Genomic DNA, 19,284 nt, shown 5'->3' with positions numbered 1-19,284 from the left:
ACGAATTACGCCATCTTCAGCTTGATCTTTCTCGCCTTTGCCAGCGCGACCTTCGGCAGGACCAACCGCAGGACGCCGTTCTTCTGCGATGCCTCGATACTGTCCCGATCGATATCTTCGGAGAGGGTGAAGACGCGCTCATAATTGCCCGCGCCGTATTCGGCATAGATTTGGCGATAGTTGTCGTGCTGTTCGTCCGTCGCGTAGCCCCGAATCGCCAGCGTCCGCTTCTCGAGCGTGATGTCGACACCCTCTGAAGCGACGCCCGGCATGTCCACGAGAACAACGACATTGTCCTCTGTCTCATAGATATCGGTGCGCGGGACAAACACCGGGCGCGAACGGGTCGGTTCGCCACCGTCAAGCTTGCTTGGAGCCCGGCGTTCAGTCGTTTTCAGTTCCTGAGCCATTTTGGCCTCCTATCCTTTGATCTGGATCTTCTTCGGTCGATCCGTCTCGGGCCGGTGTAGTTCGACTTCAAGAAGCCCGTTTGCGAAACGCGCCTCGACCTGTTCCGGATCGACGCGGAAAGGCAATTGCACCGTTCGAGAGAATTTTCCGTACACTCGTTCGCGCCGGTGCCAGACGGATCTCTCATCCTCCGTTGGGGATCCGCGTTCGCCCCTCAATGTCAACGTGTTCTCGCGAACCGTCAGATCGACCTCGTCAGGCGCGATCCCAGGCAATTCAGCAGTCACCGCTACGCTGCCCTCACCCATCCAGAGGTTGACGGGTGGAAACTCGTGGGCGGCGTTGGCAGTCATGTCGGACAAACGCTGATTCATTTCCTGCTGCATTCGCCGCATTTCCAGAAATGGGTCGAATCCCATGCGGCCAAAATCCGATATCAGCATGTGCATCCTCCTTCGTTTCATAATCAGCCGTTGTTGTTGCTTACAACGCGCCAAGTACGTGCATGCCGGAGGCCGCAGGATCGGAGACGGACGGAACTGACGATCAGAAAATCGAGACGGTCGATCGCACAACAGCTACGCAAGGGGGTCGGGCAGACGCCGGACCATATCCTCCTTGCGAAGAGATATGAACCGAACCAGTCCAACGCATAAATGGACCATCGTTCCCGTGCCAGGATCCGAGAGGGCATCCGGCAAAAATGAGGTAGGTGAGAAAAGCGCGCGTTTCAAGGGCCGACGTTGCTTGAGGTTGCGAACGACTATGGCCGTTCCTTGCCGCAGGACGACGCGGCGCTTGCTGCCAGGAGCGCGACCGACTCATTTGGCTACAAGGCCGAGGTGTGGCTTGTCCCGAAGTAATCAGTTGACGGGAAGAACAGGAAGGCGCGTGCCTGGTGATGACGGCAATCCCCGGAGTGCCGGCAGCAGATCTTTCAGGATTCGACTTGCTCAAGGCCTGACCGTCGATGGCGGAGCAACTTAACGCTGTTCACGGCCTGTCGCCAGAGGAATGCCCGTTTGAGCGTAGGTTGTCAGGAATGTTCGCACGCTCTGTCGATGTGGTTTCCCGCAATGCCGTTAGACCTGACTTCTTACCAGACGAGGACAAGCATACGCCGCAGCCCGATCTCTTAGCTCGGATCGAACGAGAGGTAACGGTACGTCTGGAGCAAGAAAGCACCGAATTGACGGTTTGCCATGGTGATCCCTGCATGCCGAATTTTATGGTAAGCGCCGAAACTCTGCAATGTACAGGTCTAATTAACCTTGGCCGGCTTGGAAAAGCGGACCGTTATGCAGATTTGACGCTGATGATCGCCAACGCTGACAAGAGCTGGACTTCCCCAGAGGAAGCAAAGAGCGCTTTGGATATCATGTTCACAAGTTTGGGGATCGACGCTCCTAGTCGTGAGCGCCTTGCCTTCTATCTGCGCTTGGATCCGCTTGCTTGGGGGTGATGCATATGCCACCTGAATTTCCTGTGATTGGAATGTCGCTCAACCAGTTCTCATGCAGGCACCTTTTCAAGCTGCGTTTGGAAAGCCCGATTGCCAAGTGGGACTCCCGCAATCGTCAAGGCATTAAAGCCAATAGAGGATATTGCTGATGAACTGCCGGGGGCAGACGATCTGGCGTGGCGCAAAGGTAGGGTGCAGTTCGTCTGCTTGGCCGAGAAAACCACCTGATGCTCCTCGAAGGCTAGACCTGGGCTATAGCCGAACTCATGGCGGATTTGTATGGCGCGTCGCAGGAACCACGGCCGTCGATACGCACCGATCTCATCAAGTCGCCGCAACGCCTGTAGCGTCCAACAAATACGCCTCCCACTCATGATTGGCGGGCAGACTTGACGTACTTCCTGACGACTTTTGCCACATCTTCATCGCTGGCGAACTCACCCCGGTCGGCCTCCGTCAACCCGGCTTCAATCTCAGCAAGTTGCCATTCTTGCTGCTCAATTAAAGCTTCGATGGCCTCTGCAGCCCTATAGGACGGCGACCGATCCAGCTTCTCAGCGAGCTGATCCAGTTTGCTCGCGGTTTCATCTTTTACACGCACGGTAAACGTGGCGGTCATGGGCATCTCACCTTTCTTGGTTCGCTTTGATATCGATGAACCGCACTGGTGCATTAAGGTCTAGACACTTCTTCAAAGCATCCTCGGTTTATCTGTGCTTAGAAACGTCCTGGTGGGGCCTGTAGCTCAATGGTCAGTGCCGTTGGCGCGTGTCCGACTGGTTGCAGGATCGCGTCCTGCCGCGCCCACCACATCCTGATCGCCAAACGCCTGGTGTCGGAGGTCTTGAAAACCAATCTCAGCATTCCCAGATGATTTTCCATCTTCTTTCATCCGGTTAGATAGGAAGGAGGGAAACATGTATCTTCCGGAGATGCCATGGTCTGTACCGTTGCAGGTAACGTTGCAGAACGGCAGCAATCGCACCTTTTCATCGGTCTTCGACGCGCTCGTTTTTCTGGAGAACGAGTGGCCGCGACGTCGCGGACGACCCTACGAGCAAGCCGTCGAAGTCTGTCGGCGCACCCTTAACCGAAAGATGCCGGTTGCGATCGCGCGTGAAGCTTTCGTCGCTGCTTGTCTGGAGGCCGGTCTCCCAGCGAACCCGCTAGCCCACCGCACCAGCTCGAGACGCGATGAAAGGCGCTCCGCCGCATAGGTCAGGATGGGAATGCTCCGATGTTTGACCCCGTGGAAAGTGCCTTGATAAGCCCGACCGAGTTGAACTTCATGCAAAGGATCTTCGACCGGGTTTGCATGTGGTGCCAGATTGATCGGCCCAGCAAGCGTGCCGACCAGCTCGCGACTTACCTGTTGCATGAATATCGGGCTGGTATCCGGGACGAGACAGCTCTTTTCGAAGCAGCAATGTGGCGCGAGGCGCGCCGTTCAAAGTCCGGCCCCATGTATGAGCATGACAAAGGGCTCGACGACACAATAATCAACTAGACATTTGGCGCGCCGTGCTCATGGCGCGCCATTCGTCTGAACCATTCGCCGTCGATGATACTCCAGTTCACGATGGGGCGCGATCGCCGACGATAGATTGCCGCGACAATCATTTCCGATCCCCGTGCTAGCGTACGGCCGACATTTACGCGGCTCGTTTTACTCCGAGATTTTCCAAGCTCACCCCGCATGGTGAGGTGCTTAAGCTTGGCGGAGATGGGAGAGCTGTTAACGATACGGCTGAAAGCGATAACCGAAACCAGCGCGCCAAGCCTCCTAGCGTCAATCCCGGACGTTCTGCACACCTGAAACCGTGCGTCAGGGGCTGACCGTGACTTCGTTGATTTCCGGGAGCCGTGCGGCATCGTCCGGCGGTCGGATGCTGACGACCCCGATACAATCTGCGCCGTAAAGAAGGAGCAGCAAAGTCGTCTTCTTCAACAACTTGTGCCGACCGTGCCTGTTCTTCGCGTAGCCATCCATCAGGGCCAAGGTGCTGGAAGAACGGATGCAGGCCGACCTTCCATTCATGTTCACCTTGCGTGAAAGGGAAGCAGCAGGCGATATTGTCTTTATTCCACGACCCACGTGCCGGCGGATTCATCCGCGCTTCTCAGTGCCATTCAGCTATGCCTTCGCTGAGCGAAGGCGTTAGTGACGCACAGCACCCGATCTCGGTGGCGGTTCGAGAGTCTCGTGACGTTCGAAGATTTAAGATGGCGTTCAGCTATATTAGCTAAGAGACACGAATTTGAATCGGGAGCGACACATGAGCGAATTTCAAAACAAAGCCGTTCGCTTGACGGCAGCTTGCGACGGCACGGCTGCCGCCGGCGATATCGTGGAACGTCGGAAAAGATTCTTGGGAGCCGCACTCGAGCTTACTCAGGCATTAGAAGCCCCAGCTCTTGGTGGCAAGAGCTTACCCGTTGGCGAAAACACCACTCGATCTCCAGACCTGATTATTGGCGACTTGATGAAAGAACTGGCAGTTATTGGCCACCTCTTGGATATCGACGTTATGCAAGCCGGTCATAATACCCTTGACCGTCGGATGAGAGAAATTAGGAAGGCTTTCAAGGCGGCGTCGGTGAGAACAAAACAATCCGCCTGAAGGCTACCGGGCAATGAACTTCGAAACGTGGTCGCCGGAAAGCGATACGCCTTACGGCCGCTCGATACGCATACGTTCCAGACGTCTTGTGGGTCCGTGTTGTCCGGGGGAATGTCCAGTGGCGAGCGGAGAGAGCGGAAGGGGTAGAGACTGCGCGTGCAGAAGCGCGCCTTCGAGGAGTCTTGCAACCTGCACCGATGCCAGAGGAAATTCGTCGCGCCCACGTTGTGCTGCTAACCGGAAATTAAGCATGGCCGAATATTCTCATCGTCAATCGCTTCAAGCGCAAAGCGGAGTTTACGATGACTATTCAGGCAAGCAATTCTGACCTGCAAGACCGCCTCGATTTTGTGGGCCTTGATGAACGCCAACGCCGCAGCTTGGCAAACGTGCAGCCCGTCATAGGTACGGCTATCGGTCATGCGCTCGACGCGTTTTACACGAAAGTGTCGAAACATCCGAAAACGGCAAAATTCTTCTCGAACAATGCTCATATTGCTCACGCCAAAGATCGCCAAGTCAAGCATTGGGAGATTATCGCCTCCGGCACATACCAGTCTGATTACGTCGAGGGGGTGACAACAGTCGGACGCGTTCACGCCCGGATCGGGCTCGAACCCCGCTGGTACATCGGCGGATACGCCATGATCCTGGACGGCATCATTCGCGCCGTTGTTAATCAAGAGCTTAAAGGTATCCTGCATGGCCGCAAAGCTCAAAAGGTCGGAGATGACCTAACGGCAGTAGTGAAAGCGGCCCTGGTCGACATGGACTATGCCATTTCGGTCTATCTCGATGCACTTGCCGATGAACGCGCCCGTCTGGAGGAGCAACGAGCGAGGGAAAAAGAGGAGCAGGATCAAGCGCTTTCCGCGCTGGAAACCGTTCTGACAAGACTGGCGGGTGGCGATCTGACATCCGAACTCAATCAGGCGCTTGCGCCGAGCTTCAGGGGACTAAAAGACAACTTCAACTCATCGGTCGCCGCGCTCGATCGCGCTATGCAGGAGATCGCTTCGTCAGTTGACCAGGTTCGCTGTGAAGCTGCCGGAATCGCTTCTGCCGCAAATGAGATTGCCAAGCGGACCGAGCACCAGGCCTCAGCGCTCGAGGAGAGCGCGGCGGCGCTCGAACAAATCACGACCATTGCCGGACAGTCAACTCAAAGAGCCCAGGAAGTCCAGACTGTGGTTCGGGAATCAACGGTCGAGACGAACCGGTCCGGAGAGGTGGTGAAACAAGCCGTCGCGGCCATGGGAGATATCGAAAGCTCTTCGCAGAAGATGACCCAGATCATCGGAGTCATCGATGAAATTGCGTTTCAGACAAATCTACTGGCATTAAACGCTGGTGTGGAAGCGGCTCGCGCCGGCGAGCAAGGCAAGGGGTTCGCTGTTGTCGCGCAGGAGGTGCGGGAACTCGCGCAACGTTCGGCTGGTGCCGCAAAAGAGATCAAAGAGTTGATCAACCGCTCGTCGTCAGACGTGCTTCGCGGCGTGCAGCTGGTCAACGAGACGGGTCATTCGTTATCACACATTGGAGATCGTGTGGCTTCGATCAACAGCAGCATCAGCTCTATGGCTCGGTCGGCCCAGGAACAGGCGTCCGGGATCGAGGAGATTAATTCTGCGGTCCGGAGTATGGATCAGATCACGCAACAAAACGCCACGATGATGGAGGAGACAAACGCATCTGCCCAAACGCTTTCACAGATCAGCGACAGGCTAGCGGTTTTGGTCGGCCGTTTCCGAACGAACGGTGCTGAGCACGGCCAAAAGGAACGAGCAAGGCATCTACCGGCTGCTTAGCGGCTTGCCCGACGGCCGGTGATCTCCCTCCAGTCCAACGATGGTTTTCTGAGCGACCGTCCCTGCAAATTCGTCCGCTCTGAAACGGAAAGGTGGTGGCTTGCCGCCACCTTTCTTGCGGGTTCACGCGGTCAAGCGGTGAACCCGGCTGAGTGCGAACCACCGCAGTCTCGATTCGAGCGCTCCAAAAGGGGCGAGATGCGAGAAAAGAAAGCAATTCGAAACTGATCAGGCTAGCGTTTGAGGCCGCCGGAATCCTGTTCCAGAAGAGGGCGACTGCTCAGCGGCGAACTGAGCGTTCGTTAGCCTCCGCCATCCGTCGCCGCCGGCTCACAAATTTGGTTTGTTGAGGATCGTTCGAGAGCGCGCTTAAAACAACGCGATGGCTAGGACCGCTGCAGATTAGGACCTTTGCGGCCAGATTACGGGACCAGAGTCCAATGGCCGTTCTTCCTCGAGTAGCTCGCGAAGACGTCCCTTCCCCGAAAGGAAGGGACGTGTCTTCAGTCATTCGATAACGCGAACGATCTTGCGAGTGCCTGGATCTACCAGCACGGTGCGATTATCGATGACCACATAGCGGTATTTGATATCCGGCGCATCAATGGTGTGCAATTCCACCGTCTCGGGGAGTGCGGAGCCCACATTAAGCTCAACGCCCGGAAGATTGATGGAAGCGAGGGGTTTCTTCTTCACGTATTCGCGAACGACCGTTTCCTGCTCTGGCGTGACTAGAACCGTTTGAGCAAAACCAAAGCCGGAGGCCCCGAGCAGAAACAAACCTACAAGGGCAGAACTGACAACCTTCTTCATGTACGTCTCCATCTGTTTTTAATTCCCTGCTCTCAAAGCGGGAATACTTTTGCAAACGTTCTTCGGGAATTACCGTTCCAGCGGTCAGACTTCAGTCGCACGTACTTCGACCTAGGTCTTGCCGTCAGCCCGGACCATAGTCTGGCGCGGATCGGCATACTGCGTCATCCGTCATTTAAGAGAGTCGGCGAGCGAAACGATAGGTACGACGTTTACCAGCTCAATTGATCTCTACCGCGGTCGACGCCCCAGGCGGAGCTCCACCATCAGACGCACCAACCATCTTCGGACATCCGAGGTCGCAATAAATTCTTCTACATGGTCGATGGCGTAGTCGAGCGTTTGTTCAGTCAGAGCAGTCGCCTCATTCGGAGAGGCAGTCAGGCTCCGCGCCCATGCCGACAAATCAGGCAACAAATCTACTACCCTGGAGTTGCCGCGGCCCCTCACCGGGAGGCTGAACTCCTCCAAACGCGTTTCGAGTTCCCGCGCATCACGCGTGCCCGTCATGAACAATTCGAGGGTGTATCGGGCCAGCCACTCTCCCTCGTCGCTTTGGCGGCTTATCGCGCGCGCACTCACGGCCTTCTCATAGACCGTGGAGATTACAGTGAAATCTTCAGGAAGTATGTATCCGGATTGCTGCGGAACGAACATGGCGCAATCTCCTCCAGTTAGGGCGAAAGCGCTTTCTGATCTTCCAGCCGCCGGAGCCCTTTTTAAAGTCCGGCGATAATCACATTGTGCGCCTCTGAAGGCGGAGTGGAAAGTAACTTTGACATATCGAGCGGAGACCGCTCTCGGATTTCAAATTCCGTTCAATCGTCCTGCCTTGGCAATGCCTGGTTGTTCGCGGCCGACCAGAAACCTGTGTAGATCCACAATCGCTTCCAGGCCTTGCCCAACCAGGTTCAACCTTGCCAGCGCGATCGATGCGCGCGGGGTAACAGCGATGATAATAGGTACGACCGGATCAATAAGGTAGTTCTAGACGCCGCCGCCAGCGGCCCCTTGCATCGGCGCTGGGTAAGGTCCTGCAGCAAAACACAGAGCACTCAGTAGTTTGGCTGCTTCGCTCGCCGCTCCCTTGGCGAGCTTTCGGATGGATGCGTTTTGTGGCGGCGTCAGCGACGAGCAGGAGTTATTTGAAGCAGCGGCGGCGCGTGAGAATGTTCGTCACGGCCGGCAACCGTCACTTGTCAAATCCCCGCAGTCGCTTGAGCTTGATCAACTAGAAGCAATAGCGCGCCACCCAAGCTTGGGGGTGGGTCTAAACAAGAGGACGTCACGATTGGCACTGTGCCAAAGCCATTCGTGTATCGCGTTGGTCTAACTTAGACCCCTGAGGACACTCTCGATCTCCACGGCGAGTTGTTGCTGACTGTAGGGCTTTGCGAGCCTCACCACGTCGAAATCGATGCCGGGTGGCAGCTCGGCATATCCCGATGCAATGAGAATCGGAAGATCCGGAAATAGGTCACGCGCGGCATTTGCGAGGTCTCCCCCCGTCATTTCCGGCATAGAATAATCCGTGATGAGCAGGTCGAAGCGGCCATCGTCCTTAAGATGAGCGAGTGCCTCCTTTCCAGAATGCGCCTCGACCACCTCGTGGCCCAGATCGACGAGCATGTCGACCGAACTCATGGCGATCAAGAAATCATCGTCCACCAGAAGAACGCGTAGCGGTTTCACCCTTTGGTCCGGTTCCGCCACCTCCGTGTCCTTTGACACGACTGGGCTTTCGTCCGAAACCGGAATCCAGAGCTCGGCTCTGGTGCCTTTCCCTGGCGTGCTGGTCAGCCGTAGCGCTCCTTGCAGCTGAAGCGCGAGGCCATGAATCATCGACAAGCCCAAACCCGTTCCCTTGCCAAGTTCCTTGGTCGAGAAGAACGGCTCTATCGCCTTTTGCAGCGTGTCGTCATCCATGCCGTGGCCCTCGTCGGCAACGGAGAGCACGCCGTACCGACCCGCCGCGAGTTCGCCCTCCGGCTTCGCCACATTCTCCACCTGAAGCGATATGCAGATCGTCCCGCCGTTCGGCATAGCATCCCGGGCATTCACCACGAGGTTGAGAAGGGCCAGCTCCAATTGGTTGGAGTCAGCAAGTACCGGATCCATTCGATCGGGAATGCGAATTTCGATCACAATGCCCGTGCCGACTGATCGATTAAGGAGATCCGTCATCTCCCTCACCAACTCGCCCAGATCTACTGGATCTACACTGAGGTCCTGCCGGCGCGCGAATGCCAAAAGCCGCTGTGTCAGCGACGCACCGCGCTTTGCGCCCTGAAGCGCACCATCGATCAAACGCTCGGCTCTCGCGTCACCACCAGTGTGTTTGCGCAGGAGCTCCAGGTTTCCTAGCACCGCCATCAAAAGGTTGTTGAAATCGTGAGCGACCCCACCTGTCAGCTGACCGATAGCTTCCATCTTCTGGGCCTGCCGAAGCTGCGCCTCGGCACGCTCGCGCTGGGCCACTTCCGCCATGACGGTCCCGTGAGCCTTGTGCAGTTCGGCCGTCCGCTCGGCGACACGCTCTTCAAGGATTTCGTTCAATCGCTTTTGCTGCTCTTCGGACGTTACCCTGGCGGTGATATCAGAAGAGACGCCAACCAACTTGACCGCGTTCCCACTCCGGTCGCGAGAAAGCTGCGCGCGCATTTCCGCCCAATGAATGGACCTATCGGGCCAGACGGTACGATATTCGATTGCATAGTCGGCCCCGTTCTCGATGGTGGCCTGCATCGCCGTTTTCATCCTCTCCACATCGTCAGGATGAGTAGCGGCAAGGAGGTCGCCATAGGTAAATGCCCCGCCAGCGCTCCTGCCAAACACCCCCCGACAGGTGATCGATGTCATCAAAGCATAGGTGGTGAGGTCAAGTTCCCACGCACCCAGATGGCCTGCCTCAAGCGCCGTCTTTAGCCGCCGTTCCCCCTCGTCCAGCGCCTCGATCCGGAGCCGAGCTTCGTACTGGCGTCGGCGGCCCCGCAGCGCCGACCTCGCAACGCTGATGAACGTCGTGGCATGAAATGGTCGTTCTACAAAGCTGACGTTCCCCAGCACCTCCAACAGGCGGCTAGCGGAAGGGTTACGCTCAGGCCCACCTCCTCGATGGGTCAAGATGATGAAGGGAAGGTCGGACCAGCTCGGTTGCGATTTGATCCACGCCGAAAGTGGGCGAAGGTCGGCCGAGCGCAAGGCCTCCTCCGTCACGACGGCAAAAGCGATGTCCTCATCCAGAGCCGAGACGAAAGCGGCAACGTCCTTGCCGATTTTCGGCCGGATCCCGGCTTCCGATAAAAGCGCGGCCGCGATCTGGGCGTCCCTTCCCAAAGGGGCATGGATCAGAGCAATGGCGTCTCTATTTGGAATCGTCCTCGCCCTCACTGGACTTCAGCAGCGGGTGGTTTTCACCGACAAAGGTCGGAACGCCGCGTAATACGCCCTGGAAATCCGAAAGCGGATCTCCAAGCGAAAGGCCGCCCTGGCCGATCGTAAACTCCCTTATCGTGTCTTCGTGTTTGCCCGTCCGCTTTTTCACGACGGAAATCGCCCTCCTGACCTTGCCGACCGCCTCGAAGTAGCGCAGCAGAACGACAGTGTCGGCGAGATAGGTCACGTCGACCGGCGACTTCATGTCACCGACCAACCCGTGCTGCGCCACCGTTACGAAGGTGTTCGCGCCCTGGCGGTTCAGGTATTGCAGCAGCTCGTGGACGTGGAGGACGAGCGCGCTTTCCTCGGGCATGGATGCCTGATAGCCGTTGATGCTATCGATGACGACCGTCTTTGCGTCAAATCTGGTAACGTGCTCGCGCACACGCTGGGCGAATTCGCCAGGTGAAACCTCAGCTGCATCCAACTGCTCGATGTGAATCGAACCGTCCCGCTGGTAGTTTTCCAAGTCAAAGCCAAGGTCTTTCATGCGCCGGAACAGCAGCCCCAGTTCTTCATCGAAGATGAAGAGGGCGGCCTTTTCGCCACGCTTGACGGCCGCTTCGACGAATTGAAGCGCAAAGAGACTTTTACCCATGCCCGCAGGACCGATCAGCAGCGTGTTCGATCCTCGCTCGATGCCGCCACCCAGCAACGCGTCAAGTTCAGCGATCCCGCTCTTTAGCGTACAGCGCTCAAACTCCGTGCGGTGCTCGATAGCTCGCAATCGCGGAAAGACGGAAACACCTCCAGTCTTGATGATGAAGTCGTGATAGCCACCGCGGAATGACTGGCCGCGGTACTTGGTAATCCTCAGGCGGCGTCTTTCCGAACCATAGCTCGGCGCCAGTTGTTCAAGATGAATAACCCCGTGCACTACGCTGTGAACCGTCTTGTCGAGACTGTCGGAGGTCATGTCGTCGAGAAGCAAGACCGTGGCGCCTGTAGACGAAAAGAAGTGCTTCAACGCCAGGATTTGCCGGCGATAGCGAAGGGAGCTTTGGGCAAGCAGCCTGATTTCCGAGAGGCTGTCGAGCACGACGCGGTTCGGCTGAATCTTTTCGAAAACCTCAAATATCATTTTGGTGGTCTCGCCGAGTTCCAGATCCGACGAGTAGAGCAAGCTCTGCTGTTGTTCAGCGTTCAACAAGCTCTCAGGCGGAACGAGCTCGAATATTTCGATATTTCTATGGATTTCCATCCCGTGCGACATCGCGCTGTCGCGTAGCTCATCCTCGGTCTCGGACAACGTGATATAGAGACACTTCTCACCGAGCACAGCGCCCTGCTGAACGAACTGCATGGCGATCGTGGTCTTCCCCGTGCCCGGCGCGCCCTCGAGAAGGAATACGTGGCGACGTGACAGACCGCCCGAAAGGATGTCGTCCAGCCCGTCTACACCTGTTTTGGCCTTCGACATAACGCTTGTGTCCATTTTCGCCCTCCGTTGATCACAGGTAACTAGCGTCGAGCGGTGCGAAGGCAACAGGCGAGCACAAAAGCAGCACGACTGAAAGGTCTTCCACTTGATAATGACCGGCACGAGAGTTCCATGGGATCAAGTTCTTCGGCCATCATGGCGATCTCAGATGATGTCGACGAGGCTCACGCGAAGATCGTTTATGACGGTGCAAGGCCTGATGCTCCAATCAATGCCACCACGCGTACCGCCGGCGTTTTTGAGATGGCGCTGTCAAAGATCGCGAGATTTGTATGTCCATTCAAGCGGGATGGATAAAATTCATGCCGGCCGGCGCGGATTGGTGCTCGCGGAAGGCGAGTGACCACGCCCGTGCAAACCTTTGGCGATAGGATTTCGCGACATCCGTCGCCACTCCCCATTCTAATCGCGTGGTCCTCGCGGAGATCAACAACACGGAGATTGTCGACCCCCGTAGATCGGGTGAGCAACACGCGCTCTCTTCGAGTGCAATTTCCAAGATTTTCGTCCGCTGAAATAATTACCCATCGCCTTGATCATGTCAGGCCGATTTGCGACTGACCGAGCCCCGGACGACCAAAGTGCATCCGAGCTTTTTTAGGCTGTGATGCGTTGAGCGCGGCTTCTTTGCAAGGTGCTCAATCGCCCAGGCGCCCATCGGCCGGTGCGGAAGCTCCAGGGTAGTCAGTTGCGGTCGCAGATGGCGCGACAGTTCGTCGTCATCGTAGCCGACGACAGAGATGTCCCGCGGAACGCGCAGACCTGCTTCGCCAATTGCCATTAGGCAGCCCATCGCCATCTTGTCGTTCTGGCAGAAGATCGCCGTAGGCGGCTCTCGAAGCGACAGGAGTTTTTGGGTAGCCTCGAAACCGGATGTCGGTGTCCAGTTTCCTTCGGCCACCAGGCCGTCATCATAGGGCAGCCCCGCCTCCGCCAGCGCCTCACGATAGCCCGCGAGGCGATCCTGCGCCGCCTCCATGAAGCTCTCGCCGACGATCGTTGCGATGCGTGTATGCCCCTTCCTGATAAGGGTCGCCGTCGCCATGCGCCCGCCGGTCACCTCATCAGGAACCACTGCGGGAAAACGGTTATCACTGGTATAGCAGTTGAGCAGCACGAGCGGAACGGGAAGGTCCTCGAAGACCGGGTCGAGCGATATGCGGCGGGTGAAAACGGACATGTAGACGATCCCCTGCGCACCGGCCTGCAGAAGGCTGGCCACCGCTTTGCGCTCGTGCGTGGCCCGTCCCTGCGTCTGCGCCACGAGAATTGTAACATCGTTCTCCCAGGAAGCGTGCCGTGCGCCCTCGATGGCGTTGACGGCTTCCGGGGTCGTCGCGAGCTGATCGACGATGAAGCCAATACAGCCGCCGCGAAGATCCTCAAGGCCCGCGCGACGGATGGGGCTTGCAAGCCCGTAGCCGAGCCTATGCGCGACATCCAGCACGCGCGCCCGAAGCTCAGGCGATATCTTGATGTCCGTGACATTGTTGAGAACCACCGAGACCGTCGCCTGCGAACAGCAGGCCGCCTTGGCCACATCCATCATGGTTACGCGCGTCTTCGTTTTTCCACCGCTCATGTCGCCCCCGTTTTGCCCTCTCTACACCAACTAATAAAAATCGGCCATTGACTAATATTTATTAGTCGCAGTAGCCTTGTTGAAAATTGGGAGGAGAACCGGATGAAAACGAAGCCAGCACCCGACTACGATATTGCTGCGCAGATGGCGCAGCTGGCGGCAGACGGCATCATCGGGCTGAAGGGTGCTTTTAGTCTGGCATGGGCCGACGATATGCACGAGGACATGATGACGGCCTTCTGGTCGGCCATTCAAAGGCCCGGCGGCGCGGTCAGCCGGGGACCGCGCCGCTGGTATGTCGAAATCCATCCCCAGGCCTTCCGCGGCTTCGTGGATCTCATCACCCATCCATGGGTGGTGGATGTCTGCACCAACGTGCTTGGATCGGACTACCAGATCGTGGAGATAGGCCTCGACGTGCCGTTCCAGGGCGCGAAATACCAGCCGTGGCACCGCGACTTCCCCTCGCCTGTAGATACCTATCGAGACCACCAGATTACCTCGCTTGCCTTCAACCTCACCGGCGTTGACGTCACCGAGGATATGGGGCCGTTCGAAGTGGCGCCGGGAACGCAATATGACGATGGCCGGGAATGGAAGCACGAAATGTTCCCGGACAAGGCGCTCTGGAGCCGGTTTCAAGAGCGTGCGACACGCAAGTATCCGCAGCGCGGCGACATTTCCTGCCGCTCGGCGCTGACGGTGCACCGAGGCACGGAGCATCAGTCCCCTATTGCACGACCCGTCATGGTGCTCGGTGTGGACAGGCCGGGCGCTGGGCATGCAGAGTTGCACGACATGATGGTCACGCGGGATTGGTATGATGCCCTGCCGGAAATCGGCAAGAAGCACCTCGTCTGCCGCGTGGTGGACGAGCTCGTGCCGATTACGCAAAAGCACGACATCGAGGGACTAGTCATGGGCGCCGATCCAAGTTGATCATTGGCCCAGCCGATTGCTCCGAAGAGGCCCTGACGCACGCCCGGATCGGGCACGAAGAAGGCGGCCCGCTGAAAGCCGCCTTCTGATCGTGGGGATGCTTCACGGTTTGCGATACAGCACCATGCCCGCATGATAGAGCACGCCATCGACAAAATCGCCATCCGCCGTGAACCCGGTATCATCCCAGTATTCGATATGGTCGCCGGTCACTACATAGCGCCCCTGATAGGCGCTTTCGCGCCGCCCGCGCGCCTCGTCGTAGCGGCCGTTCGGCATAAGCGCGTGCCGGATGTTGCCATCGGCCGTGACCCACATGCCGGCATAGGGGTGTGGTGAGGTTTTCCCGGTCATTGTGCCTTCCCCAGGAATTTTTCGATTGTTTTGGGCTCGACCGTCCAGGCGTAGTTCAGCTCATGGCGGATCTTCCATGCCCCCTTCACGCATTGCCAACCCAACTGCGAACGACCGTCGAAAGCAATCACTTTTCCGTCGAGGCGTTCGATCCGGCCGACAAAGCCCAGAGTGGTCGAGGCAACGCTGTCTCCGATGATCTCATCGTGCCCGTCGGTCAGGCCGTGGGCAACGGACCGTGCCGCATTCTGCAGGTCTTCCCAGTTTGCACCGTAGCGGGCCGCATTGCGGAAGAGCTGTTTCTCACCGGGCGCAAAATTATCGTAGAAAACGCCGGTGGTGTTCTCCAGGTCGTAATATGCGCGCATTTTCTCGGCGAATACGAAGCGGGGATCACCCTCATGCCGTTCCCATCCCGTCATGATCCAGCTCTTGTGGAGCGACAAGGGAGCTTTGTCGCCCTGCTGGGGGCAAGCGGCGTCCCGGGCGGCGGCCGGAGCTGTGAATGCGCCCGCAATGGCGGCTGCGGCCAGCATAAGCTTCAAAGAGGTCATCGTTCTTCCTTTCATCCTGGGTGGGTTTCGATCTCCACTCGCCTTGTGCGTTGTGGGATGAAAGAAGGATAGACGGCGTTGATTGTCGTCGGTATCCCATTATACATAACCATATTGGTTAGCAGGACGCGACAATGACAATCGACTTAAACCTGTTACCCCTCTTCCTCGCGGTGGCCGAGGAGGCGAACTTCGTGGCCGCCGCTGCTCGCCTCGGTGTTACGCGCTCGGCCGTCAGTCAGGGCATCCGGCGGTTGGAAGATGGCTGCGGGATCGCGCTCGTCACGCGCACGACGCGCAGCGTCAGGCTCACTGAAGCGGGCGAGCGCCTTCGCGACACGCTTTCTCACCCCCTGGCCGAGGTCCTGTCCGCGCTTGAAGACGTCGGCGGCAACGTCAACCCCCACGGCGTGCTTCGCATCGCGGCGACCTCGATTGCCGAAGAATTTCTCTCTGGCCCGCTCATTGCGTCGTTTGCCGAGGCTTACCCCAATATTGTCTTGGATGTGACGGTGACGGACGACACGTTTGACATCGTCTCCGCCGGTTTCGATGCGGGGGTACGTCTGGGGGACATCATTGAACAGGATATGGTGGCCATTCCGCTATCGGGCGAACAAAGGGAAGTCGTCGTGGCGAGCCCGGCCTATTTCGAAGCCAATGGATTGCCGACCCACCCAAGGGATTTGATTCATCATCGTTGCATCGGGTGGCGCCCAGCGCCGGACACTGCACCATATCGGTGGGAATTCGTTCAGGAGGGAGAAGCCTTCGATGTTTCCGTCGAACCCCAGATAACTACCAATGACCTGCGCCTGATGATGCGGACGGCGCTCTCCGGCGGCGGTATCACATTTGCGCTGGAGGAGACGTTTCGCCCCTATCTCGAACGGGGCGAATTGATTTCAGTGCTGAAGGATTTTCTGCCGCCCTTTCCGGGGCTCTTTCTCTATTTCCCCAGCCGGCGCAACATGGCGCCCAAGCTGCGGGCGCTTATCGCGCATGTTCAGCGCTTTCGACGGGAACACCGAACCAGAGCGGACACCACGTCTGTGGCGTGAGGCATAAGGTTTCCGGGGCCATCGGCAAATAGCTGCCGAAGGCCCCGAAATTGACGGACCACTACCAATTTTCGGGCAATGGCCCCTTCCTTACTTGATCTGGACGCTATAGCCGCCATCGGCCATCACGACGGAGCCAACGATGAAGCTTGCGCGGTCGGACGCGAGGAACGCCACAATTTCCGCGATCTCCGACGGCTGGGCGGCACGGCCGATCGGCGCACCCTTGCCATGCTCCGTGAGAAAGCCGGGACCGTCTTCCATGAAGCTGTTCAGCAAGTTGGTGACGACATCACCCGAGCCGATCGCATTGACGCGGATGCCATGCTCGGCAAGCTCCAGCGCCAACGTCCGGGTCAACTGTGCCAACGCGCCTTTGGACGACGTGTAGGCGGCGATTGTCGGAAAGGCGAAGTAGGAGGCATAGGACGCGATATCCGCTCTTCTGCTTGATCATCACCTTCGCCGCTTCGCGGGAGTGAAGGAAAGCACCGGTAACGTTCGTCTCCATCACATAATCCCAATCATGGCGAGTCATCTCCACGACTGGCTTGTAGACGATGCGGGCCGCATTATTGACCAGCAAGTCGAGCTTTCCGAAATGCTCCAGAGCAAGCGCGACAGCCTCCTCGGCGCTGCCATCCCTGGAAATATCGGCCACTAAAGGCACGATTCCGTCCGCTTTAAGCGATCTCACGTCGGGATCGACATCTTCGGCGATGACTTTCGCGCCGCGCGCACGCAGCAGTTCGACAGTTGCCTTGCCGATTCCGCTCGCGGCACCCGTTACGATAGCCACCTTGCCCTCGACTTCATTTACTTGATTCACAGTCATTTTCGCTCTCCTGGTTGGAATGTCCTTTCATCGGACACAGCCAGACTAGGCGCCTCGAACAAATGCTGCTCTCGCACGCTTGCTACCATCATCGGGCTCTTGCGCTTTTATGAGCGCGGTTCGCTTTAGGGGCACAAACGACTGGCTGACCGCTGAAATCCAAGCACGAATTGTTTTCTCCCGTCGTGGTAGCTCGAAGCAAATGTTCGGGAAGCACGAAGGACGACAGTTTTTCGCCCGCTGGGCGGATTGAGCAGGGATAGCTCGGCCCTTGTTGTGCTCCATTACCAGCCGCCCTTTCAAGGGTGGCACGGCGCGGCTGGCGCATTGGGTGCGCTCGCAGATGCGCCAGGAAATAGCGGTCGAATTTCAAACCGTGGAAACTGTCTGCGCAGGAAACCTCACAGCTGAGTGCCAGCACATAGTGTTGGCGACCGCCGCGCGAAACATGCGTGGAAAGGCAGAGTAACGCACACCGTCCGGCGTTTCGGCGAGCTGGCCGAAAATTCGGCCGGGATTTTCGAAGGCCTGGTGCCCGTTCCACAGCGGACAGGCGCCAAAGCGGACGAATTGAAACGCGTGCCGCTTTGGTGCTTGGTGCTGTTGTCGGCCTGGTCGACTTCGATCTCGCTACCCATCGCGGCTATGACTCGGATCATTCCCGCGTCGTCGGCCGGTGTCCGAAAAAGGCCTCATCCCTGATGCTCGGTACATATTGCCAGAAATCCGGCGGTTCGTTGGTCCCGGCACAAATGTCATCGATGCCGGCCGCGCCGTGCTCGACCTCGAGGGCCGTCTGAGGAATCGACGGGGGAAGCCCCTGCCGGAGCACTCAACCACATTGTTACCGTCCTTCCCAACATTGCCGCCGCCGCAACCCCTATGCATGTCTGCAGGCGATGATTAATGACCTCGTGATCGGGATTCGAGATCAGAGCCTGCCGGCGCGCGGCGTGCCGCTGAGTGCCATGTGCACGACATCATGTGCCACCTCGCGGAATGTGACGGCCAACGGGTTCGGTTCGTCGTCCTTCCAGGCGAGCAGCAGTTCATAGGGCGTGGAAAAATCCGCAAGATCGCGAAACACGACGCCTGGCTGGGGAAGATTCGCCACCCATTTCGGCACCAGCGTCACGCCAAGTCCGGCGCTGACGAGCGAGAGCAGCGTGTGCAATTGTCCGCCCTCTTGCGTCACGCGCGGGGCAAAACCCGCACCCGCACAGGCCGTCTTCAGCAGATCGAGAATGCGGCTGTTCATTTGCAGGGGAAAGGTCACGAAGGGTTCCGCTGCCAGCTCCGCCATCTCGACCTTGGGCCTCAATGCCAGCACGTTCGCGGATGGTAGCGCGACCATGAGCGGCGCGGATATCAGCACCTCCGTCTTGACGGCCGCAGCAAGATGGGAGGGGGCGGGAATGATGCCGATATCGACCGTACCGGCGGCGATTGCCTCCACTTGCACGTCCCGGTCCATTGGGATGAGCTTCAGATCGACATGCGGCCAGCGTTCACGAAAATCGCGGATGATCGGCGACAGCAGCGTCCACAGCACATTATCCACAAAGCCGATGGACAGGCGTCCGACAATGCCGCTCGCTGATGCCTTCAGCCGCCGCACCGCCTCCTCCGTGCGTTGCAGGATTTCGCGCGCCTCGGGTAGAAAAACCTCGCCCAGCAAAGTCAGGCTAACATCCTGGCGCGAACGCCGGATGAGGGTGAAACCGAGTTCGTCCTCCAAAAGCTTTAGCTGTTGGCTGATGGCCGATTGAACGACATGCGCCCGCTCGGCGGCCCTACCGAAATGAAGTTCCTCAGCCACGGCAACAAAGTAGCGAAGTCTGCGCAAATCCATGACCGCCTCCCTCGATCGCACCGCTTCTTGCGTCGTTGAGAAGGCTACACCTCTAAAAAATCGGCAACAGCGGCAAAGATTCGAAGGTTATGGTCGATTTAATAGAACGTCCG

The 19,284-nt window shown here is 57.9% G+C and carries 20 protein-coding genes and 3 pseudogenes; 8 read left to right on the top strand and 15 right to left on the bottom strand.

Annotated features, from left to right (window positions below; translation table 11 throughout):
* Nucleotides 1-5: 5 nt before the first annotated feature.
* Both OVA00_RS34125 and OVA00_RS34120 read right to left on the bottom strand, forming a co-directional pair.
* A complete protein-coding gene (locus tag OVA00_RS34125; protein ID WP_268090607.1) occupies nt 6-410 on the bottom strand; it encodes an Hsp20/alpha crystallin family protein in 405 nt (134 codons plus the stop codon).
* A 9-nt stretch (nt 411-419) separates the two neighbouring features.
* On the bottom strand, nt 420-854 hold the full coding sequence (locus OVA00_RS34120; protein WP_110819540.1) for an Hsp20/alpha crystallin family protein: 435 nt from the start codon (nt 852-854) through the stop codon (nt 420-422).
* Nucleotides 855-1,192: 338 nt separating this feature from the next.
* Here OVA00_RS34120 and OVA00_RS34115 point away from each other — a divergent pair.
* Both OVA00_RS34115 and OVA00_RS34110 read left to right on the top strand, forming a co-directional pair.
* Nucleotides 1,193-1,873 (top strand): annotated as a pseudogene (locus OVA00_RS34115) (APH(3'') family aminoglycoside O-phosphotransferase); the annotation flags it as partial.
* Nucleotides 1,873-2,181, top strand: a pseudogene (locus tag OVA00_RS34110) (aminoglycoside phosphotransferase family protein); the annotation flags it as partial. The pseudogenes OVA00_RS34115 and OVA00_RS34110, both read left to right, overlap by 1 nt.
* A 62-nt stretch (nt 2,182-2,243) precedes the next feature.
* Here the strand turns inward: OVA00_RS34110 and OVA00_RS34105 are convergent.
* Nucleotides 2,244-2,492: a CopG family ribbon-helix-helix protein gene (locus tag OVA00_RS34105; RefSeq protein WP_268090606.1), complete on the bottom strand. Its 249-nt coding sequence runs from the start codon at nt 2,490-2,492 to the stop codon at nt 2,244-2,246.
* A gap of 298 nt (nt 2,493-2,790) precedes the next feature.
* On the opposite strand from OVA00_RS34105, the gene OVA00_RS34100 reads away from it, so the two are divergent.
* A complete protein-coding gene (locus tag OVA00_RS34100; RefSeq protein ID WP_268090605.1) occupies nt 2,791-3,090 on the top strand; it encodes a DUF982 domain-containing protein in 300 nt (99 codons plus the stop codon).
* A 20-nt stretch (nt 3,091-3,110) separates the two neighbouring features.
* Nucleotides 3,111-3,380: a hypothetical protein gene (locus tag OVA00_RS34095; RefSeq protein ID WP_268090604.1), complete on the top strand. Its 270-nt coding sequence runs from the start codon at nt 3,111-3,113 to the stop codon at nt 3,378-3,380.
* Between the two features lie 145 nt (nt 3,381-3,525).
* Here the strand turns inward: OVA00_RS34095 and OVA00_RS34090 are convergent, their stop codons facing one another.
* Nucleotides 3,526-3,984 (bottom strand): HipA N-terminal domain-containing protein, encoded by a 459-nt coding sequence (locus OVA00_RS34090; RefSeq protein WP_268090603.1) that lies wholly within the window; start codon nt 3,982-3,984, stop codon nt 3,526-3,528.
* A gap of 165 nt (nt 3,985-4,149) precedes the next feature.
* On the opposite strand from OVA00_RS34090, the gene OVA00_RS34085 reads away from it, so the two are divergent.
* Together OVA00_RS34085 and OVA00_RS34080 are read left to right on the top strand one after the other, a co-directional pair.
* A complete protein-coding gene (locus OVA00_RS34085; protein WP_112773291.1) occupies nt 4,150-4,494 on the top strand; it encodes a hypothetical protein in 345 nt (114 codons plus the stop codon).
* A gap of 302 nt (nt 4,495-4,796) precedes the next feature.
* Nucleotides 4,797-6,302 carry a globin-coupled sensor protein gene (locus OVA00_RS34080; protein ID WP_112773290.1) on the top strand — a complete coding sequence of 502 codons (1,506 nt, stop codon included), beginning with the start codon at nt 4,797-4,799 and terminating at the stop codon, nt 6,300-6,302.
* A gap of 507 nt (nt 6,303-6,809) precedes the next feature.
* Here the strand turns inward: OVA00_RS34080 and OVA00_RS34075 are convergent.
* From OVA00_RS34075 to OVA00_RS34055, 5 genes are all read right to left on the bottom strand, one after another.
* Nucleotides 6,810-7,115 (bottom strand): DUF1236 domain-containing protein, encoded by a 306-nt coding sequence (locus OVA00_RS34075; protein ID WP_112773237.1) that lies wholly within the window; start codon nt 7,113-7,115, stop codon nt 6,810-6,812.
* A gap of 231 nt (nt 7,116-7,346) precedes the next feature.
* Entirely contained in the window at nt 7,347-7,772 is a 426-nt protein-coding gene (locus tag OVA00_RS34070; RefSeq protein ID WP_268090602.1) for a hypothetical protein, read from the bottom strand.
* 672 nt (nt 7,773-8,444) lie between these two features.
* A complete protein-coding gene (locus tag OVA00_RS34065; protein ID WP_234824637.1) occupies nt 8,445-10,451 on the bottom strand; it encodes a hybrid sensor histidine kinase/response regulator in 2,007 nt (668 codons plus the stop codon).
* A gap of 28 nt (nt 10,452-10,479) precedes the next feature.
* On the bottom strand, nt 10,480-11,988 hold the full coding sequence (locus tag OVA00_RS34060) for an ATPase domain-containing protein (protein WP_268090601.1): 1,509 nt from the start codon (nt 11,986-11,988) through the stop codon (nt 10,480-10,482).
* Between the two features lie 547 nt (nt 11,989-12,535).
* Nucleotides 12,536-13,543: a LacI family DNA-binding transcriptional regulator gene (locus OVA00_RS34055; protein WP_268090600.1), complete on the bottom strand. Its 1,008-nt coding sequence runs from the start codon at nt 13,541-13,543 to the stop codon at nt 12,536-12,538.
* 135 nt (nt 13,544-13,678) lie between these two features.
* On the opposite strand from OVA00_RS34055, the gene OVA00_RS34050 reads away from it, so the two are divergent.
* The gene (locus tag OVA00_RS34050) at nt 13,679-14,515 is read left to right on the top strand and encodes a phytanoyl-CoA dioxygenase family protein (protein WP_034799881.1); all 837 of its coding nucleotides are present in this window, start codon (nt 13,679-13,681) and stop codon (nt 14,513-14,515) included.
* A 102-nt stretch (nt 14,516-14,617) separates the two neighbouring features.
* On the opposite strand, the gene OVA00_RS34045 is transcribed toward OVA00_RS34050, so the two are convergent.
* Both OVA00_RS34045 and OVA00_RS34040 read right to left on the bottom strand, forming a co-directional pair.
* Nucleotides 14,618-14,869, bottom strand: a complete 252-nt coding sequence (locus OVA00_RS34045; protein ID WP_268090599.1) for an Atu4866 domain-containing protein — start codon at nt 14,867-14,869, stop codon at nt 14,618-14,620.
* Complete coding sequence (locus tag OVA00_RS34040; RefSeq protein ID WP_034799876.1) at nt 14,866-15,423, bottom strand: hypothetical protein; 558 nt, start codon at nt 15,421-15,423, stop codon at nt 14,866-14,868. Before OVA00_RS34040 ends, OVA00_RS34045 begins: the two co-directional genes overlap by 4 nt.
* Nucleotides 15,424-15,557: 134 nt before the next feature.
* Between OVA00_RS34040 and OVA00_RS34035 the strand changes: the two genes are divergently transcribed.
* On the top strand, nt 15,558-16,484 hold the full coding sequence (locus OVA00_RS34035) for a LysR family transcriptional regulator (RefSeq protein ID WP_268090598.1): 927 nt from the start codon (nt 15,558-15,560) through the stop codon (nt 16,482-16,484).
* A gap of 90 nt (nt 16,485-16,574) precedes the next feature.
* Here the strand turns inward: OVA00_RS34035 and OVA00_RS34030 are convergent, their stop codons facing one another.
* The 4 genes and pseudogenes from OVA00_RS34030 to OVA00_RS34015 all read right to left on the bottom strand — a co-directional run bounded on the left by OVA00_RS34030 (nt 16,575) and on the right by OVA00_RS34015 (nt 19,171).
* Nucleotides 16,575-16,883, bottom strand: coding sequence for an SDR family oxidoreductase (locus tag OVA00_RS34030; protein WP_268091143.1), 309 nt, complete (start codon nt 16,881-16,883; stop codon nt 16,575-16,577).
* Complete coding sequence (locus tag OVA00_RS34025; RefSeq protein WP_268090597.1) at nt 16,777-17,319, bottom strand: SDR family NAD(P)-dependent oxidoreductase; 543 nt, start codon at nt 17,317-17,319, stop codon at nt 16,777-16,779. Before OVA00_RS34025 ends, OVA00_RS34030 begins: the two co-directional genes overlap by 107 nt.
* A 255-nt stretch (nt 17,320-17,574) precedes the next feature.
* Nucleotides 17,575-17,939 (bottom strand): annotated as a pseudogene (locus OVA00_RS34020) (short-chain fatty acyl-CoA regulator family protein); the annotation flags it as partial.
* Nucleotides 17,940-18,250: 311 nt separating this feature from the next.
* Nucleotides 18,251-19,171 (bottom strand): LysR family transcriptional regulator, encoded by a 921-nt coding sequence (locus tag OVA00_RS34015; RefSeq protein ID WP_268090596.1) that lies wholly within the window; start codon nt 19,169-19,171, stop codon nt 18,251-18,253.
* Nucleotides 19,172-19,284: the final 113 nt, after the last annotated feature.

The organism is Ensifer sp. SL37, assembly GCF_026672675.1.
GTDB classification, from domain to species: Bacteria; Pseudomonadota; Alphaproteobacteria; order Rhizobiales; family Rhizobiaceae; genus Ensifer; species Ensifer adhaerens.
Note: the sequence above shows the minus strand (reverse complement) of the source record. Positions and strands in the feature narration are given on the sequence as shown.

What these genes read in the sequence shown, in the direction of transcription:
- OVA00_RS34075 (WP_112773237.1), bottom strand. Translation starts at nt 7,115, where the DNA reads ATGAAGAAGGTTGTCAGTTCTGCCCTTGTAGGTTTGTTTCTGCTCGGG.
- OVA00_RS34060 (WP_268090601.1), bottom strand. Translation starts at nt 11,988, where the DNA reads ATGGACACAAGCGTTATGTCGAAGGCCAAAACAGGTGTAGACGGGCTG.
- OVA00_RS34015 (WP_268090596.1), bottom strand. Translation starts at nt 19,171, where the DNA reads ATGGATTTGCGCAGACTTCGCTACTTTGTTGCCGTGGCTGAGGAACTT.
- OVA00_RS34125 (WP_268090607.1), bottom strand. Translation starts at nt 410, where the DNA reads ATGGCTCAGGAACTGAAAACGACTGAACGCCGGGCTCCAAGCAAGCTT.
- OVA00_RS34105 (WP_268090606.1), bottom strand. Translation starts at nt 2,492, where the DNA reads ATGACCGCCACGTTTACCGTGCGTGTAAAAGATGAAACCGCGAGCAAA.
- OVA00_RS34090 (WP_268090603.1), bottom strand. Translation starts at nt 3,984, where the DNA reads ATGAATCCGCCGGCACGTGGGTCGTGGAATAAAGACAATATCGCCTGC.
- OVA00_RS34035 (WP_268090598.1), top strand. Translation starts at nt 15,558, where the DNA reads ATGACAATCGACTTAAACCTGTTACCCCTCTTCCTCGCGGTGGCCGAG.
- OVA00_RS34085 (WP_112773291.1), top strand. Translation starts at nt 4,150, where the DNA reads ATGAGCGAATTTCAAAACAAAGCCGTTCGCTTGACGGCAGCTTGCGAC.
- OVA00_RS34080 (WP_112773290.1), top strand. Translation starts at nt 4,797, where the DNA reads ATGACTATTCAGGCAAGCAATTCTGACCTGCAAGACCGCCTCGATTTT.
- OVA00_RS34055 (WP_268090600.1), bottom strand. Translation starts at nt 13,543, where the DNA reads ATGATGGATGTGGCCAAGGCGGCCTGCTGTTCGCAGGCGACGGTCTCG.
- OVA00_RS34025 (WP_268090597.1), bottom strand. Translation starts at nt 17,319, where the DNA reads ATGACTGTGAATCAAGTAAATGAAGTCGAGGGCAAGGTGGCTATCGTA.
- OVA00_RS34045 (WP_268090599.1), bottom strand. Translation starts at nt 14,869, where the DNA reads ATGACCGGGAAAACCTCACCACACCCCTATGCCGGCATGTGGGTCACG.
- OVA00_RS34040 (WP_034799876.1), bottom strand. Translation starts at nt 15,423, where the DNA reads ATGACCTCTTTGAAGCTTATGCTGGCCGCAGCCGCCATTGCGGGCGCA.
- OVA00_RS34120 (WP_110819540.1), bottom strand. Translation starts at nt 854, where the DNA reads ATGCTGATATCGGATTTTGGCCGCATGGGATTCGACCCATTTCTGGAA.
- OVA00_RS34070 (WP_268090602.1), bottom strand. Translation starts at nt 7,772, where the DNA reads ATGTTCGTTCCGCAGCAATCCGGATACATACTTCCTGAAGATTTCACT.
- OVA00_RS34095 (WP_268090604.1), top strand. Translation starts at nt 3,111, where the DNA reads ATGTTTGACCCCGTGGAAAGTGCCTTGATAAGCCCGACCGAGTTGAAC.
- OVA00_RS34050 (WP_034799881.1), top strand. Translation starts at nt 13,679, where the DNA reads ATGAAAACGAAGCCAGCACCCGACTACGATATTGCTGCGCAGATGGCG.
- OVA00_RS34100 (WP_268090605.1), top strand. Translation starts at nt 2,791, where the DNA reads ATGTATCTTCCGGAGATGCCATGGTCTGTACCGTTGCAGGTAACGTTG.